Source organism: Vibrio sp. MOR3 (genome assembly GCF_001557775.1).
Lineage (GTDB): Bacteria > Pseudomonadota > Gammaproteobacteria > Enterobacterales > Vibrionaceae > Vibrio > Vibrio jasicida.
Genome location: NZ_LNRD01000024.1, coordinates 37,839 through 53,488, shown reverse-complemented (window position 1 = coordinate 53,488; position 15,650 = coordinate 37,839). Strand labels below are relative to the sequence as shown.

12 protein-coding genes and 11 tRNA genes are annotated in these 15,650 nt (G+C 45.9%); 20 read left to right on the top strand and 3 right to left on the bottom strand.

What is annotated here, in order from left to right:
- Positions 1-166: 166 nt before the first annotated feature.
- Positions 167-1,024: an archaetidylserine decarboxylase gene (asd, locus tag ATB76_RS25695; protein ID WP_061036323.1), complete on the bottom strand. Its 858-nt coding sequence runs from the start codon at positions 1,022-1,024 to the stop codon at positions 167-169.
- A gap of 116 nt (positions 1,025-1,140) precedes the next feature.
- A complete protein-coding gene (gene rsgA / locus ATB76_RS25690) occupies positions 1,141-2,205 on the bottom strand; it encodes a small ribosomal subunit biogenesis GTPase RsgA (RefSeq protein ID WP_061036322.1) in 1,065 nt (354 codons plus the stop codon).
- Between the two features lie 129 nt (positions 2,206-2,334).
- On the opposite strand from rsgA, the gene orn reads away from it, so the two are divergent.
- The 12 genes from orn (at position 2,335) to ATB76_RS25630 (ending at position 4,382) form a co-directional block, all read left to right on the top strand.
- Positions 2,335-2,880, top strand: a complete 546-nt coding sequence (gene orn, locus ATB76_RS25685) for an oligoribonuclease (RefSeq protein WP_038874099.1) — start codon at positions 2,335-2,337, stop codon at positions 2,878-2,880.
- Positions 2,881-3,036: 156 nt separating this feature from the next.
- A tRNA-Gly gene (locus ATB76_RS25680) sits at positions 3,037-3,112 on the top strand.
- 39 nt (positions 3,113-3,151) lie between these two features.
- Positions 3,152-3,228: transfer RNA gene (locus tag ATB76_RS25675), tRNA-Met, on the top strand.
- A 53-nt stretch (positions 3,229-3,281) separates the two neighbouring features.
- A tRNA-Gly gene (locus ATB76_RS25670) sits at positions 3,282-3,357 on the top strand.
- A 39-nt stretch (positions 3,358-3,396) separates the two neighbouring features.
- A tRNA-Met gene (locus tag ATB76_RS25665) sits at positions 3,397-3,473 on the top strand.
- Positions 3,474-3,578: 105 nt separating this feature from the next.
- Positions 3,579-3,654, top strand: a tRNA-Gly gene (locus ATB76_RS25660).
- 39 nt (positions 3,655-3,693) lie between these two features.
- Positions 3,694-3,770: transfer RNA gene (locus ATB76_RS25655), tRNA-Met, on the top strand.
- 53 nt (positions 3,771-3,823) lie between these two features.
- A tRNA-Gly gene (locus ATB76_RS25650) sits at positions 3,824-3,899 on the top strand.
- A 39-nt stretch (positions 3,900-3,938) separates the two neighbouring features.
- Positions 3,939-4,015, top strand: a tRNA-Met gene (locus tag ATB76_RS25645).
- A gap of 53 nt (positions 4,016-4,068) precedes the next feature.
- A tRNA-Gly gene (locus ATB76_RS25640) sits at positions 4,069-4,144 on the top strand.
- Between the two features lie 51 nt (positions 4,145-4,195).
- Positions 4,196-4,271: transfer RNA gene (locus ATB76_RS25635), tRNA-Gly, on the top strand.
- Positions 4,272-4,305: 34 nt separating this feature from the next.
- A tRNA-Met gene (locus ATB76_RS25630) sits at positions 4,306-4,382 on the top strand.
- A 606-nt stretch (positions 4,383-4,988) separates the two neighbouring features.
- Here ATB76_RS25630 and queG read toward each other — a convergent pair.
- Positions 4,989-6,116, bottom strand: coding sequence for a tRNA epoxyqueuosine(34) reductase QueG (gene queG / locus ATB76_RS25625; protein WP_042602754.1), 1,128 nt, complete (start codon positions 6,114-6,116; stop codon positions 4,989-4,991).
- A gap of 297 nt (positions 6,117-6,413) precedes the next feature.
- Between queG and tsaE the strand changes: the two genes are divergently transcribed.
- The 8 genes from tsaE to hflC all read left to right on the top strand — a co-directional run bounded on the left by tsaE (position 6,414) and on the right by hflC (position 15,578).
- A complete protein-coding gene (gene tsaE, locus ATB76_RS25620; RefSeq protein ID WP_038872042.1) occupies positions 6,414-6,878 on the top strand; it encodes a tRNA (adenosine(37)-N6)-threonylcarbamoyltransferase complex ATPase subunit type 1 TsaE in 465 nt (154 codons plus the stop codon).
- Positions 6,872-8,593 (top strand): LysM peptidoglycan-binding domain-containing protein, encoded by a 1,722-nt coding sequence (locus ATB76_RS25615; protein ID WP_038877258.1) that lies wholly within the window; start codon positions 6,872-6,874, stop codon positions 8,591-8,593. The genes tsaE and ATB76_RS25615 overlap by 7 nt, the downstream gene beginning before the upstream one ends.
- 18 nt (positions 8,594-8,611) lie before the next feature.
- Positions 8,612-10,630, top strand: a complete 2,019-nt coding sequence (gene mutL / locus ATB76_RS25610) for a DNA mismatch repair endonuclease MutL (RefSeq protein WP_061036321.1) — start codon at positions 8,612-8,614, stop codon at positions 10,628-10,630.
- Entirely contained in the window at positions 10,627-11,559 is a 933-nt protein-coding gene (gene miaA / locus ATB76_RS25605) for a tRNA (adenosine(37)-N6)-dimethylallyltransferase MiaA (RefSeq protein ID WP_038872037.1), read from the top strand. Before mutL ends, miaA begins: the two co-directional genes overlap by 4 nt.
- Before the next feature lie 193 nt (positions 11,560-11,752).
- Complete coding sequence (hfq, locus tag ATB76_RS25600; RefSeq protein WP_005438329.1) at positions 11,753-12,016, top strand: RNA chaperone Hfq; 264 nt, start codon at positions 11,753-11,755, stop codon at positions 12,014-12,016.
- Between the two features lie 38 nt (positions 12,017-12,054).
- Complete coding sequence (gene hflX / locus ATB76_RS25595; RefSeq protein WP_038872035.1) at positions 12,055-13,344, top strand: ribosome rescue GTPase HflX; 1,290 nt, start codon at positions 12,055-12,057, stop codon at positions 13,342-13,344.
- Positions 13,345-13,389: 45 nt separating this feature from the next.
- Positions 13,390-14,595: an FtsH protease activity modulator HflK gene (gene hflK / locus ATB76_RS25590; protein WP_038872033.1), complete on the top strand. Its 1,206-nt coding sequence runs from the start codon at positions 13,390-13,392 to the stop codon at positions 14,593-14,595.
- Between the two features lie 2 nt (positions 14,596-14,597).
- The gene (gene hflC, locus ATB76_RS25585; protein WP_038872031.1) at positions 14,598-15,578 is read left to right on the top strand and encodes a protease modulator HflC; all 981 of its coding nucleotides are present in this window, start codon (positions 14,598-14,600) and stop codon (positions 15,576-15,578) included.
- Positions 15,579-15,650: the final 72 nt, after the last annotated feature.

Below are 15,650 nucleotides of genomic sequence, written 5' to 3'. Positions count from 1 at the left end.
TTAGCGTCTGAGTGTGTCATCTTAGTGTTTCAGTAAGGATTACTAAGTGATCAGATCACACACACTTGAAAGAGTTCAAAAAAAATCCCCAAGCTACAAGCTTGGGGATTTGTGTATAAGAGACAGCCGCGAGCGGAGGCCTTTAAAATCATTTTGTACGGAAGCCTTACTGCTGGTGCGCGTAAGGTGTACCCATTACTGTTGGTTTACCGTTTTCCATGCTCTCATCGAATGTGATGGCATCTTTAGCGAATAGGTTGATAACCGTTGAGCCAAGCTTGAAGCGGCCCATTTCTTCACCTTTTTTCAAGATAACGGCTTTGTTACCTTCTGCAGGGTAATCCCATTTGTAAACAGTATTACCGCGTGGTGGCGTAACAGTGCCAGCCCATACTTGCTCAATGCTGCCTACGATGGTTGCACCAACCAGTACTTGTGCCATTGGACCAAACGTAGTATCGAAGATACACACTACGCGCTCGTTACGTGCGAATAGGTTTGGTACGTTTTCTGCCGTTAGTGGGTTTACCGAGAACAGGTCGCCAGGTACATAAATCATCTGACGCAGCGTGCCGTCACATGGCATGTGTACACGGTGGTAATCACGAGGTGAGAGGTATAGCGTTGCAAAAGTACCATCTTGGAACTCTTCCGCTAGTGTCTCATCACCGCCAAGCAGTTCTTGAGCTGAGAAGTTATGACCTTTTGCTTGAATCAGTTGGCCGTCTTCAATTGGGCCAAACTGGCTAACACAAGCATCCGCTGGGTGAGTGATCACCGCTTCACCTTCTGCGATTGGACGTGCGCCTTCTTTTAGCTCACGTACAAAGAACTCGTTGAACGTTTTGAAGTGTTTTGGATCGGAGTGTTTCGCCTCATCCATGTTCACATTGTATTGTTTGATAAACCAACGAATGATTGCTGTTGTTAGACCGCCAGCTTTAGCTGAAGCCAGTTTACCCACTAGACGCGTTAGGCCGTGTTGTGGGATCCAGTACTGCAGTCCAACTTTAATCTTGTCCATCTTTAATTCCGATACTTCTGTTAGATTCTCGCTTTAGGGCGCGTGATGTTACTGAAATTTCATCTGCTTGTCAGTATTAGGTGATGTTTTCTTACACAGTTGCAGTCCTAACTCAGTTACAGATCCGCTTTCTTGCTGCGTGAGTACTGACGGTTGGCTTTGTTTTCGCCCATGCTTTCTAGGATGCGATGGTAGTTTTCAAAGCGAACTTTGCTCACATCACCTTTCTCTACAGCTTCACGCAGTATGCAGCCTGGATCGTCGTTGTGCTTACAGTCACGGAACTTACAGCCACCAAGATAAGGGCGGAATTCAACAAATGCTTTGGTGACCTCTTCCGCTTCTAAGTGCCAAAGGCCAAATTCACGAACCCCAGGAGAGTCAATGAGTTCACCGCCCGTGGGAATATGGTATAGACGTGCCGCGGTCGTTGTATGTTGACCGAGCCCAGAGTTCTCAGAGACTTCGCCTTCTTCCACTTCTTGCTCAAGCTCTGGCATTAGAGCATTCACAAGGCTGGATTTACCAACACCTGATTGGCCAACGAAGATATTGATTCGGTCGCCTAGCAAGGTTTCAAGTTCATTAATGCCTTCACCCGATTTCTTGCTCACAAATAGAACTTTGTAACCAATGCGTTGGTATTTTTCCAACCAACTTTCATAAGTTGCACGCTCTTCGTCTGACAACAGATCGATTTTGTTCAGAACCAGCAATGGCGCAATGTTAAGTGTCTCTGAAGCAACCAAGTAGCGGTCAATAATGTTCAATGACAGTTCCGGTAGAACCGAAGACACAATGATCATTTGGTCAATATTTGCGGCCACAGGTTTTAAGCCATCGTAGTAATCTGGACGAGTAAGTACCGATGTACGAGGTTCTACTGCTTCTACAACACCTGAGATACCAGCCATGGATTCTAAACCTTCACGCCACAACACGCGGTCACCCGATACTAGGGATTCAATGCCGCGACGAAGGTTGCAACGTTGAACTTCACCCGTCTCAAGATCTTCGATGTCAGCATGTTGGCCGAAGCGAGTAATGACCAAGCCTTGCTTACTTGCGCCAAGCATGTGCTCATCCCATTGGATTGAGTCTTCTTGCTTTTTTAGGCGCTTTTGTTGGTTGCTGCGTACGCGTCGCACCTGACCTTTGGTTAACTTTTTCTTTTTTGCCACAATTCTGTACTTAGTGTGAGTTCGCTCAAGTGATTGAACCAACAAAGGGTTCAAGCGAGTGAGTATCGTGTTTCAAGTATTTTCAGGTATAGTACCTCTTTTATCGATAAACAAATAGGCGGCGTAACCATGTCCTTTAGCGATCAAAACCTAATTTGGGTTGATTTAGAGATGACGGGCCTTGATCCTGAAACGCATAAAATCATTGAAATTGCTTCTATCGTTACCGATAGCGAGCTGAACATTTTGGCTGAAGGGCCGGTACTCGCTGTTCATCAACCAGAAGAAGAGCTGGCTAAGATGGATGACTGGTGTACCAATACGCACACATCAAGCGGCTTGGTTGAGCGCGTCCGTAATAGTGATATTTCAGAACAAGATGCTGTTGTACAAACCATCGAATTCCTAGAAAAATGGGTTCCAAAGGGTGTCTCACCAATTTGTGGTAACAGTATTGGTCAAGATCGCCGTTTCTTGTACAAACACATGCCAGAGCTCGAAGAATATTTCCATTATCGTTACCTAGACGTGAGTACGCTTAAAGAGTTAACTCGTCGCTGGCAACCTGAAGTGTTAAATGGCTTCTCTAAGCAAGGTACACACTTAGCGTTAGACGACATCCGTGAGTCGATTGCTGAGCTAAAGTACTACCGCGAAACGATCTTTAAGATCTAACTGTTAAGGCTGCGATCCAAATTGTTGTATTTCGTGAACGTTTTGCTTGCTTTTTCGTCGGTCAGTAAAAAAATAAAGTTTTTTTGAACGAAGGACTTGCATCACAAAAAAATGCTCTTATAATTCGCAGCCCTGAACGACGGAAACGTTGTTGATGCGACACTAGCTCAGTTGGTAGAGCGCAACCTTGCCAAGGTTGAGGTCACGAGTTCGAACCTCGTGTGTCGCTCCAGTTTGAAGGTCTTCATCGTACCTAACGGTGAAATACGGACGCGGGATGGAGCAGCTTGGTAGCTCGTCGGGCTCATAACCCGAAGGTCGTCGGTTCAAATCCGGCTCCCGCAACCAAATCTAAAGCAGTTTGAAGGTCATTTTTAATGACATTCAGGCCGTTAAGAGATGCGACACTAGCTCAGTTGGTAGAGCGCAACCTTGCCAAGGTTGAGGTCACGAGTTCGAACCTCGTGTGTCGCTCCAATTTGAAGGTCTTCATCGTACCTAACGATGAAATACGGACGCGGGATGGAGCAGCCTGGTAGCTCGTCGGGCTCATAACCCGAAGGTCGTCGGTTCAAATCCGGCTCCCGCAACCAAATTCAAGACAGTTTGATCGTTATTTATCATAACCTTCAGGCCGTCGACGGATGCGCCGCTCGGATCAAATCCCGGCTCCGCAGCCAATTCTCTCTTGAGAATATGCGACACTAGCTCAGTTGGTAGAGCGCAACCTTGCCAAGGTTGAGGTCACGAGTTCGAACCTCGTGTGTCGCTCCAGTTTGAAGGTCTTCATCGTACCTAACGATGAAATACGGACGCGGGATGGAGCAGCCTGGTAGCTCGTCGGGCTCATAACCCGAAGGTCGTCGGTTCAAATCCGGCTCCCGCAACCAAATCTAAAGCAGTTTGAAGGTCATTTTTAATGATATTCAGGCCGTTAAGAGATGCGACACTAGCTCAGTTGGTAGAGCGCAACCTTGCCAAGGTTGAGGTCACGAGTTCGAACCTCGTGTGTCGCTCCAATTTTAAGGTCTTCATCGTACCTAACGATGAAATACGGACGCGGGATGGAGCAGCCTGGTAGCTCGTCGGGCTCATAACCCGAAGGTCGTCGGTTCAAATCCGGCTCCCGCAACCAAATCTAAAGCAGTTTGAAGGTCATTTTTAATGATATTCAGGCCGTTAAGAGATGCGACACTAGCTCAGTTGGTAGAGCGCAACCTTGCCAAGGTTGAGGTCACGAGTTCGAACCTCGTGTGTCGCTCCACTTTCTTTCTGAAATGTGGAATAAGCCCTCATTGTGCTTAACAATGACATTGCGACACTAGCTCAGTTGGTAGAGCGCAACCTTGCCAAGGTTGAGGTCACGAGTTCGAACCTCGTGTGTCGCTCCAGTTTCTATTATCGTATTAATCGATAATATACGGACGCGGGATGGAGCAGCTTGGTAGCTCGTCGGGCTCATAACCCGAAGGTCGTCGGTTCAAATCCGGCTCCCGCAACCAATTTTCAAGCGATAGTTTTAGTCACTAACTCAAACCATCGATAAATGTAACTCTATTTGCAATAGAGGTTACAGCCAGCCACATCGCTCTTTTCATAATGCTGAGAAGCATCAATCCCTGAAAAATAAAACTCTAATCCGCATCGAATGATGTCGGACGATTTCGTTTGTGTTTTAAACATGAGACGAGACGGCTGACCAATGAATATTCTGGTGTTCGGGGCGTTTTCACATCTTTAATTAACAGAGTTATCCACATATATCGTTCTGTGGATAAGTTGGTTGATAAAGTGTTTTCTGCTTGGGGTTTAAAGGTTGTAAAGAAAGATCTTTTCCAAATCTAACAGCGGCTAAACTTTTTATTAAACGCTTAAGTTGTTGTTATGTATGGGAAAAGGTGCTTTTATTGCGGATCGGGTGCGTTAAATTTGGATCATTACTTTGTGTTTTTTTGATCCTAATCATTTCTTTAGGTTGTGTTTAACTTTTTTCTATAACCTATTTTCTCTCAATACTCTTATTTTTTTCCACATTACAGAATTGAGAACAAGGTCATGAATTGATCGGGCAAAAAATGTTTTCAATCTCTTGCATATGAGCTACGCATTTATGCGTCTCTTGGTAGGCCTTTTTCGACAATCCGGATTAACCGCTTTTTCTTCGTTTCTACCGAGTCGGACTCATTGGTCGGAAGCTGATTAATTTGTTGCGTTAATGCCCATTCGATATGTTCATCAAGCAATTCACTTTCGCCACGTTTGTTTTCCAGTGCTTCAATGATTTGTTGACTATATTCTGCATTGCCAAGTGCAACAGAAATATTACGCAGCCATTGAACATGACCAATTCGACGAATCGCCGATCCCTCCATTTGTTTAAGGAAGGTCGCTTCATCCCAATGAAACATTGTCAGTAAATCAGGCTCTTCAAAGCTATCTCGGCGATGAAAGTCTTCTTGTTCCGTTAGTTCTGCGTATCGATTCCAAGGGCAGACTAATTGGCAGTCATCGCAACCATAAATGCGGTTGCCTATTGGCTTACGGAACTCTTCAGGAATCACACCATCAAATTCGATCGTGAGATAAGAGATACAGCGACGCGCATCCACCACCTTATCCTCAACGATTGCTTGAGTCGGGCAGGAAGTAATGCATGCTTTACATTTGTCACATTGATCGACGCTTGGTTCATCTACTGGCAATGGCAGGTCAATCAGCAATTCGCCAAGAAAGAACCAAGATCCACAGTCTTTATCTAAGATAAGTGAATGTTTGCCTGTCCAGCCTAGCCCCGCTTTCTGAGCAAGAGGTCTTTCTAAGATAGGAGCAGAATCGACAAATGGACGGTAGCCATACTGTCCTACTTCTTGTTCGATAAGCTTGCCAAGCTTATTCAGTTGCTTTCTTACTAGCTTGTGATAATCGCGTCCAAGCGCATAACGACTAATGTATGCGTGATTCTTGTTAGCTAAGTTGGAGGCGAAGTGGGCTTCCGGAGGTAGGTAGTTCATGCGTACGCTTATTACGCGTACGGTTCCCGGCAAAAGTTCATCTGGTCTTGCGCGCATCATGCCATGACGAGCCATCCAATCCATTGAACCGTGATAGCCAGCATCAAGCCATTTTTGCAGAGCCGCCTCATGTTCACTAAGATCAACATCGCAGATACCGACTTTCTGAAAGCCGAGCTCTTTACCCCAAATTTTGATTTGTTGAGCGAGTTGTTCGAAGTTCATGTTTTATCACCGAGATAAAGGGGGGCGGATCTTACCGGATCTTACTCATTGGTGCTACCAGAAAGTCTAGACATAAAGTCGAGAAATAGATTTTGAAACAAAGTCATCGACTGTTGACTTTGATGTGACCAAATCTGTTTATGCATTCAATAGAATCAGGGAATTAGGATTTGTCTTTTTGACTACTTTTTTCGCATATATGACATTTGAGAGCTTGTCTCTCAAAACCAACACAGTTTACTATTCCTGTTCTTTTGATTTTTATATAGTCAACGATCATTAGTTAGAGATACATCAATGAGCACGAAACAATTTAATCTTAAAGATGAGCATGAAACGGTAGCACTTGGTACCGCATTGGCTCAGCTTTGTTCTCAACAAACCACTATTTATCTACACGGGGATCTGGGTGCGGGTAAAACAACATTTAGTCGTGGTTTTGTCCGTGCTCTTGGTCATCAAGGCAATGTAAAAAGTCCAACCTATACTTTGGTTGAACCTTATCAGTTGGATAAGTGGCAAGTTTATCACTTTGACCTTTATCGTCTTGCGGATCCTGAAGAACTTGAGTTCATGGGGATTCGCGATTATTTCACTGATGATGCGATTTGCTTAGTTGAATGGCCAGAAAAAGGGCAAGGATTGCTGCCACAGCCAGATCTTGATGTGGACATTCGTTACCAAGGCGAGCAGCGTGTAGCCGAATTAACGGCGAATAATGAATATGGTGTGCAGTTACTCAGTCAATTGGAGCTATGTTGAGTCTTTCAAAATTTAGAGCGGTGGCAGCGTTAGTTGCCACTCTTCTCCTTATCATCCCCAATTTAGCGTTTGCTAACGTTGTTAAAAGTTTCCGAGTATGGCCTTCACCTGATGAGACTCGTGTCGTCATCGATTTAAGCGCGGAAGCTGACTATTCCTATTTCTCTCTATCTGGGCCGGATCGCCTTGTTGTGGATCTCAAAAATACATCAATGCAAGCGAAGTTGCCTGTCACTGTGACGGATAGTCCAGTGTTGAAGCGAGTGCGCAAAAGCTCTCCGCCGAATAAAAACACTTACCGTTTGGTGTTTGAGTTGAAAAAAGGTGTTAAAGCCGAGTTGTTTACGCTCAGCCCGACACCGGGTGGTCAATATGGTCATCGTCTCGTCATTGACTTGCCACATGGCAAAAAGACAGCGACACCAGCGGCTAAGCCAAATAAGCCAACAACGACCAACAAAGACATGAGCACGGTACAGCGCGCTCAAGAAATTTTGATTGTGATCGACCCTGGTCATGGCGGTGAAGATCCTGGCTCTATTGGCCCATCTCGTCGTAAATACGAAAAAGACGCGGTACTGAGTATTTCTCGTAAACTGTCGGCGCAACTCAATGCCGTTCCGGGTATCAAAACTCGCATGACGCGTACCGGAGATTACTTCGTTAACTTGAACCGTCGTGTTGCGATTGCACGTGAAAATGATGCTCATCTGTTGATCTCAATTCACGCGGATGCCTTTACTTCACCAAAACCACGCGGTGGCTCTGTCTTCGTTTTGAATACACGCCGAGCAAACACAGAAATTTCTCGTTGGGTTGAAAACCACGAGAAACAGTCTGAGATCCTAGGTGGCTCTGGTACTGCGTTTGTCAGTAACACCAATGACCGCAATGTTAACCAGACATTGTTAGACCTTCAGTTCAGCCATTCTCAGAAAGAAGGTTACAAGTTGGCGACGAGTATTTTGGGGGAAATGGGCAAAGTCGCTCGTTTGCATAACTCAAAACCAATCAATACCAGTCTTGCGGTTTTACGCTCTCCACAGATCCCTTCAGTACTGGTTGAAACCGGCTTTATCTCGAACCCAACGGAAGAGAAGTTATTGTTCCAACGTGCTCACCAAGACAAGTTAGCGCGTGCGATCACTAAAGCCGTTGTTCAGTACTTAAAAGATAATCCACCAGAAGGTACGGTGTTCTCTTCTTCATCGAAGTCTGCTGTTCACACGGTAAAACGAGGTGAGTCTTTGTCTGTGATTGCGCAAAAATACGGAACGTCGACCAAAGCCATCATGAGTGCGAATAAACTTAAATCTAGTGGTTTGGCGGTCGGTCAGAAGTTGAAGATTCCGGGCTCTGGTGCGGTTTCTATCTCGATTCCAAATAAACCTAATACGGTGGAAACTGAGACAATCACACACACGGTTAAATCAGGTGAGTTCCTCGGTAAGATCGCCAGTCATTACAAAGTGAAGATTGCCGATATTCGTCGTGAAAATAATCTGAAATCAGACACGGTTTGGGTCGGTCAGAAGCTGAAGATCACTGTCGCAGTGAAAGACAAGCCAATCCGCAAGCACAAAGTTGCTCGTGGTGAATACCTAGGTAAGATTGCATCGAAGTATGGCGTTAGTGTCTCAAGCATTCGTAAAGCAAACAACCTGCGTTCTGACGAGCTTGCTGTAGGACAGGTACTGATCATTCCAAACAAATAAGTGAGCTTATAACTCATCATGACCATTAAGATTTTGCCAGCTCGGTTGGCAAACCAAATCGCGGCAGGAGAAGTGGTTGAAAGACCCGCTTCTGTCGTGAAAGAACTGGTAGAAAACAGTCTCGATTCTGGCGCGACTCGAATCGATATCGATATCGAAAAAGGTGGCGCCAAGCTAATTCGCGTGCGCGATAACGGCAAAGGGATTGTTAAAGATGAGTTAGGTCTGGCGCTCAGTCGTCATGCCACCTCTAAGATCCACACATTGGACGATCTTGAAGCCATCATGAGTCTGGGTTTCCGTGGTGAGGCGTTAGCGAGTATCAGCTCGGTCTCGCGCCTTACCATGACTTCTCGCCCAGCAGCACAAGAACAAGCGTGGAGTGCTTACTCTGAAGGTCGAGACATGCAAGTCAAGCTCCAACCGACTGCACATCCGATAGGCACCTCGGTTGAAGTATTAGACCTATTTTTCAATACGCCGGCACGTCGCAAGTTCCTTAGAACTGAAAAGACGGAATTCGCACACATTGATGAGCTTTTGAAGCGTATCGCACTGAGCCGCTTTGACGTTACCATCAACGTGCGCCACAACGGCAAAATGATCCGTCAATACCGCGCGGCAAAGAACCAACTGCAAACTGAAAAGCGTATTGCGGCGGTATGTGGTAACGCCTTTGTGCGTAATATGCTGCGTATTGAACTGGAGCATCAAGGGTTGAAGCTTCACGGCTGGATCACGACGCCGGAGGGAGCAAGACAGCAAAGCGATTTGCAGTACTGTTATGTGAATGGACGAATGATGCGTGACAAGTTGATCAATCATGCGATTCGCCAAAGCTATGAAACCAGCCTTAAGCCAGATCAGTTTGCTGCGTATGTGTTGTTTATTGAACTGGACCCGCATCAAGTGGATGTTAACGTGCATCCAGCCAAGCATGAAGTGCGTTTCCATCAAGCCCGCTTAGTGCATGACTTTATCTATCAAGCTTTGGCAGATGCGCTTGCGCAAAGCTCGGTGATTGATAAACCTCACGTCAACGAATCCGCGTTCCACCATGCCGACCCTGTTGAATCTTTTGAGGCAAGCACGGAAAATCAAAAACCAGTCAGTGCACCAGAGCCTGTGAATTCTCCTGTGCCAGAGCATGTCTATCAAGCGATTGATAACACTCCAGCTTATCCGGGGCGTTCAGACTATGAAACGAAACCTCGCGATAGGGCACCAAGTGATTCTTCTGTGCGAGAAGCACGTCCGGTGGATTCTTTCAGACGAACAGATTGGGTTGAATCAAAACCTGCGCCTAAACCAAGTTCTAACAGAGAGCAACGTCATGCAGAGCCTGCGCCAAGTAAACAAGAAGTGCGTGCTTATCATGAATTGCTTCAAACGCCAGACTTTGAGCCTCAAACTGAAACGATCGGAGAGGCGGTAAGCGTATCAACAGAGACAGAACTCTCTCCCGTTACGGCACTTAGCAAAGCTTTAGCCGTGGTGGACGAACAGTATGTGTTGATGAGCAGCAACAGTGGCGCAGCTTTGGTCGCGTTGCCAAGAGCGGAGTTTTATCGGACCAAAGGTCAGCTCACACCAAGTGACGGAGCGTTAAAAGCTCAACCGTTACTGGTACCATTATCGATCAAGTTGGAATCGAGCTTGGTTCAATTAGCACAAGATTATCAGCAAGATTTTGCTCAGCTTGGTATCCAGCTAAAATCACGAAATGATAAAGCGTTGATGGTCATGGGAGTACCGGCCCCGTTGCGCCAACAAAACTTACAAAATCTGATACCAGATCTGTTATCTTACGCGCAAACTCGCTTGACGGGAGAGATGGCAACGGCGTCGCTGTTATCTGAGCTGATTGATTGGCTTGCGTTGCAAGTCACAACGGTTAAGAGCCACTATACTCTCTCTGAAGCCATTCAAATTATTGCGGAACTTGAACAGCTAAGACATGGTCAATTGCCATTGGAAGACACCCATTTTGTGTCTGCTGTTGATTTCTCTGCCTCGATTGCCAAATTAAAGCCATGACAGACAAACTACCTTTGGCCCTCTTTTTGATGGGACCAACTGCATCAGGTAAAACAGAGCTCGCCATTCGCCTACGCCAAAAATATCCGGTTGAGATCATTAGCGTCGATTCCGCATTGATCTACAAGGACATGAATATTGGTACGGCTAAACCTGATGAACGCGAACTGAGCCTAGCGCCGCATCGTCTTATTGATATCTTAGATCCTAGTGAATCTTACTCAGCGGCAGACTTTCGTCGTGATGCCCTACAAGCAATGGATGACATTGTTGCAGAAGGGAAAATTCCGCTCTTAGTCGGCGGTACCATGCTGTATTACAAAGCATTACTTGAAGGCCTATCACCTCTTCCTGCTGCAAATCCTGAAATTCGTCAGCAAATTGAGCAAGAAGCATTGACTAAAGGTTGGTCAGTGTTGCACGATGAGCTGAAAGAGATTGATCCTGTATCAGCTGCGAGAATCCATCCAAACGATCCTCAGCGTTTATCGAGGGCGTTGGAAGTTTTCCGTATTTCAGGTAAAACTCTAACTGAGTTGACTCAAACTAAAGGTGATAGCTTACCTTATCGAGTCAAACAGTTTGCAATAGCTCCCATGGACAGGGCAGAACTTCACCGTCGAATTGAGCTGCGCTTCGAGAAGATGATGGAAGCAGGTTTTGAAGAAGAAATGAAAGCGTTGTATGCGCGTGACGATCTTCACCCTGATCTTCCATCAATACGTTGTGTTGGTTACAGACAGATGTGGGAGTATTTAGACGGGGAGTGCACTCGTGATGAAGCTGTTTTTCGTGGCGTATGTGCAACTCGTCAATTGGCCAAGCGTCAAATCACCTGGTTACGCAGCTGGAATGATTTAACTTGGTTGGATAGCGACAACATTGAACAAGCACTCGAAACCATGTCAGAAGCAATAGCATCTGATTGAGATAGCTGTGTATAATGTGATCGTTTTTGCGTGATCGCACTCTCAAAGGATCTGTTATTGGCGGTTTTTATACTATGCTGCTAATTACTTAGGGTGCATTTTGATTCGTTTAGCTCAGATGCAAAAAGCAGTACCTTTTGCATTGCACCACTAGCTAAATAATTACAACTACAAATTAAATAAGGAAAATAAAATGGCTAAGGGGCAATCTCTACAAGACCCATTCCTAAATGCGCTACGTCGTGAGCGTATCCCGGTATCTATCTACCTTGTGAACGGTATTAAACTACAAGGTCAGATCGAATCTTTCGATCAATTCGTGATCCTGCTGAAAAACACTGTAAATCAAATGGTGTACAAGCACGCAATCTCTACCGTTGTTCCGGCTCGTCCAGTGAGCCACCACAGTGGTGATCGTCCTCAAGGTGATCGTCCACAAGAGAAATCTGAAGATTAATTCTTCATTTAGTATTGCTAAAATAAGGAGTTGATTGCTTGTTTGACCGTTATGAATCCGGTGAGCGAGCCGTACTTGTTCATATCAACTTCACGCAAGAAGGTGAATGGGAAGATCTGGCTGAGTTTGAAATGCTGGTTTCTTCCGCTGGGGTAGAGGCACTGCAAGTTGTAACTGGCAGTCGTCAATCCCCACACCCGAAATACTATGTCGGAGAGGGTAAGGCACAAGAAATTGCTACTGCGGTACAATTAACTGGTGCTGAAATTGTGATTTTTAATCACTCCCTCTCTCCTGCCCAAGAACGTAACCTCGAAGCACTGTGCAAATGTCGAGTCCTCGACCGCACTGGTCTCATCCTCGATATCTTTGCTCAACGAGCACGAACACACGAAGGTAAGCTGCAAGTAGAGCTAGCCCAACTTCGTCATATTTCTACTCGTTTGATTCGTGGTTGGACGCACCTTGAAAGGCAGAAAGGCGGCATCGGTCTACGTGGGCCGGGGGAAACTCAGTTAGAGACTGACCGTCGATTATTGCGTGACAGAATTAAAGCTATCCTTCGCCGTCTCGAAAAAGTTGCGAAGCAGCGTGAACAAGGGCGCCGCGCCCGAAATCGAGCAGAAATCCCAACGATTTCTCTTGTGGGTTACACCAACGCGGGTAAGTCGACACTCTTCAACCGCATTACAGAAGCTGGCGTTTACGCGGCAGATCAATTATTTGCTACTCTTGACCCAACTTTACGTAAGATAGAGTTAGACGATGTGGGGCCTGCAATTCTTGCAGATACCGTTGGATTTATCCGACATTTACCACATGATTTGGTTGCTGCCTTCAAAGCAACCTTGCAGGAAACGCAAGAAGCTGACATTTTGTTACATGTTGTTGATGCCAGTGACGAGCGTTTTCGTGAGAATATTCAAGCTGTTCATGAAGTATTAGAAGAGATCGACGCACATGAAGTGCCGACGCTCGTAGTAATGAACAAGATTGACAATCTAGAAGAGCAAAATCCTCGTATTGAACGTGATGAGGAAGGCGTGCCTCGAGCGGTCTGGGTTTCTGCGATGGATGGATTGGGCATTGATCTCCTATTTGATGCGCTGACAGAACGTTTGGCGTCGCAAATGGTTGAGCATCAGTTGCGAATTCCTCCACAGTATCAAGGACGATTCCGTAGTACATTCTTCCAAATGAAGTGTATTCAACGTGAGGAATATGACCAGGAAGGTAACTTGTTGATCGATATTCGAATGCAACAGGTAGATTGGTCTAGACTTGAAAAAAGAGAAGGGGCAGTTTTAGTCGACTTTATAGTCACTTAAAGGACTGCTACAGTATAACGTCATATCAAATGATGGAGCTTTCTAATGGCGTGGAATGAGCCTGGAAATAACAACGGCAACAATGGCCGCGATAATGACCCTTGGGGTAATAATAATCGTGGTGGCCAGCGTCCTGGTGGCCGAGATCAAGGTCCGCCAGATTTAGATGAAGTGTTCAGCAAACTGAGTCAAAAGCTGGGTGGCAAATTTGGTAAAAAAGGCGGCGGCGGTGGTTCACCTATCGGCGGTGGTGGTAGTGCGATTGGCTTTGGTGTCATTGCAGTTATCGCGATTGCAGTATGGTTCTTCGCTGGCTTTTACACCATCGGTGAAGCAGAGCGCGGTGTCGTACTGCGTTTAGGTAAATACGACCGTATCGTAGACCCAGGTCTGAACTGGCGTCCTCGTTTCATTGATGAATACGAAGCGGTTAACGTACAAGCGATTCGTTCACTACGTGCATCAGGTCTAATGCTGACTAAAGATGAAAACGTAGTAACAGTAGCGATGGACGTTCAATACCGTGTTGCTGACCCATACAAATATCTATACCGCGTAACGAATGCTGATGACAGTTTGCGTCAAGCAACCGACTCAGCTCTGCGTGCAGTAATTGGTGACTCACTGATGGATAGCATCCTAACCAGTGGTCGTCAGCAAATCCGTCAAACAACGCAAGAAACACTGAATCAAATCATCGATAGCTACGATATGGGCATCGTGATTGTAGATGTGAACTTCCAGTCTGCACGTCCACCAGAGCAAGTGAAAGATGCGTTCGATGATGCAATTGCGGCACGTGAGGATGAAGAGCGTTTCATCCGTGAAGCAGAAGCTTACAAAAACGAAATCTTGCCGAAGGCAACAGGTCGAGCAGAGCGTTTGAAGAAAGAAGCACAAGGTTACAACGAGCGTGTGACGAACGAAGCGCTTGGTCAAGTGGCTCAGTTTGAAAAACTACTGCCTGAATACCTAGCGGCTCCTGGCGTAACTCGAGATCGTCTGTACATTGACGCAATGGAAGAAGTTTACTCAAGCACATCGAAAGTGCTGATCGACTCTGAATCCAGCGGCAACCTTCTTTACCTTCCAATTGATAAATTGGCAGGCCAAGATGGTCAATCAGACTCTAAACGTAAATCGAAATCGACTTCAACATACGACCACATTCAACTTGAATCTGAGCGTACTCAAGAAGACACTTCGAACACGCAGTCTCGTTCAACGGGTACACGTCAAGGGAGATACTAAGAATGCGTAAGTTAATGATCCCTGTACTGGTAATCGCTCTGGCATTAATGCTGATGTCACTGTTCGTGATTCCTGAAGGTGACCGCGGTATTGTGGTTCGATTTGGTCGTGTCTTGAAAGACAACAACGACATCACTCGTATTTACGAGCCGGGCCTGCACTTCAAAATGCCTTTGTTTGACCGCGTGAAAACACTAGATGCGCGTATCCAAACAATGGATGGCCGTGCTGACCGTTTCGTAACGTCTGAGAAAAAAGACGTAATCATTGATACCTACGTGAAGTGGCGTATCGAAGATTTCGGTCGTTACTACCTAGCAACAGGTGGCGGCAATACGCTGACTGCCGAGGCGCTTCTTGAGCGTAAGGTAACGGACGTACTACGTGCAGAAATCGGTGCTCGTGAAATCAAGCAAATCGTATCTGGTCCACGTAACAACGACGTACTTCCAGAAGACGCAACCAGCGAGGAAGTAAGTACTGAAGCAGCTCGTGAAGCATTGGAAATCGATGGTGAACGTGACCTAATTATGTCTGAAGTGTTGAAAGACACACGCGACAGCGCAATGAAAGATTTGGGTGTTCGCATCGTTGACTTCCGTATGAAGAAGATCAACCTACCAGATGAGATCAGTGAATCAATCTACCGTCGTATGCGTGCAGAACGTGAGTCGGTAGCTCGTAAGCACCGTTCTCAAGGTCGTGAGAAAGCCGAAGTTATCCGTGCACAAGCTGAGCTTGAAGTGGCAACAATTCTTGCAGAAGCAGACAAAACAGCTCGTGTAACACGAGGTGAGGCGGATGCAGAAGCTGCGAAGATCTATGCGAATGCTTACAACAAAGATCCTGAGTTCTTCAGCTTCCTTCGTTCTCTAAAAGCTTACGAGAAATCGTTCAGCTCTAAGAATGACATTCTTGTACTTGATCCGAAGAGTGAGTTCTTCCAGTACATGAATAACGCGAAAGGCGCAAAAGCTGAATAAGCGAATTGCTAAACGACAAAAGGCTCCTATATGGAGCCTTTTTTATATCTGCTGGAAAATAAGCGCTGGCGG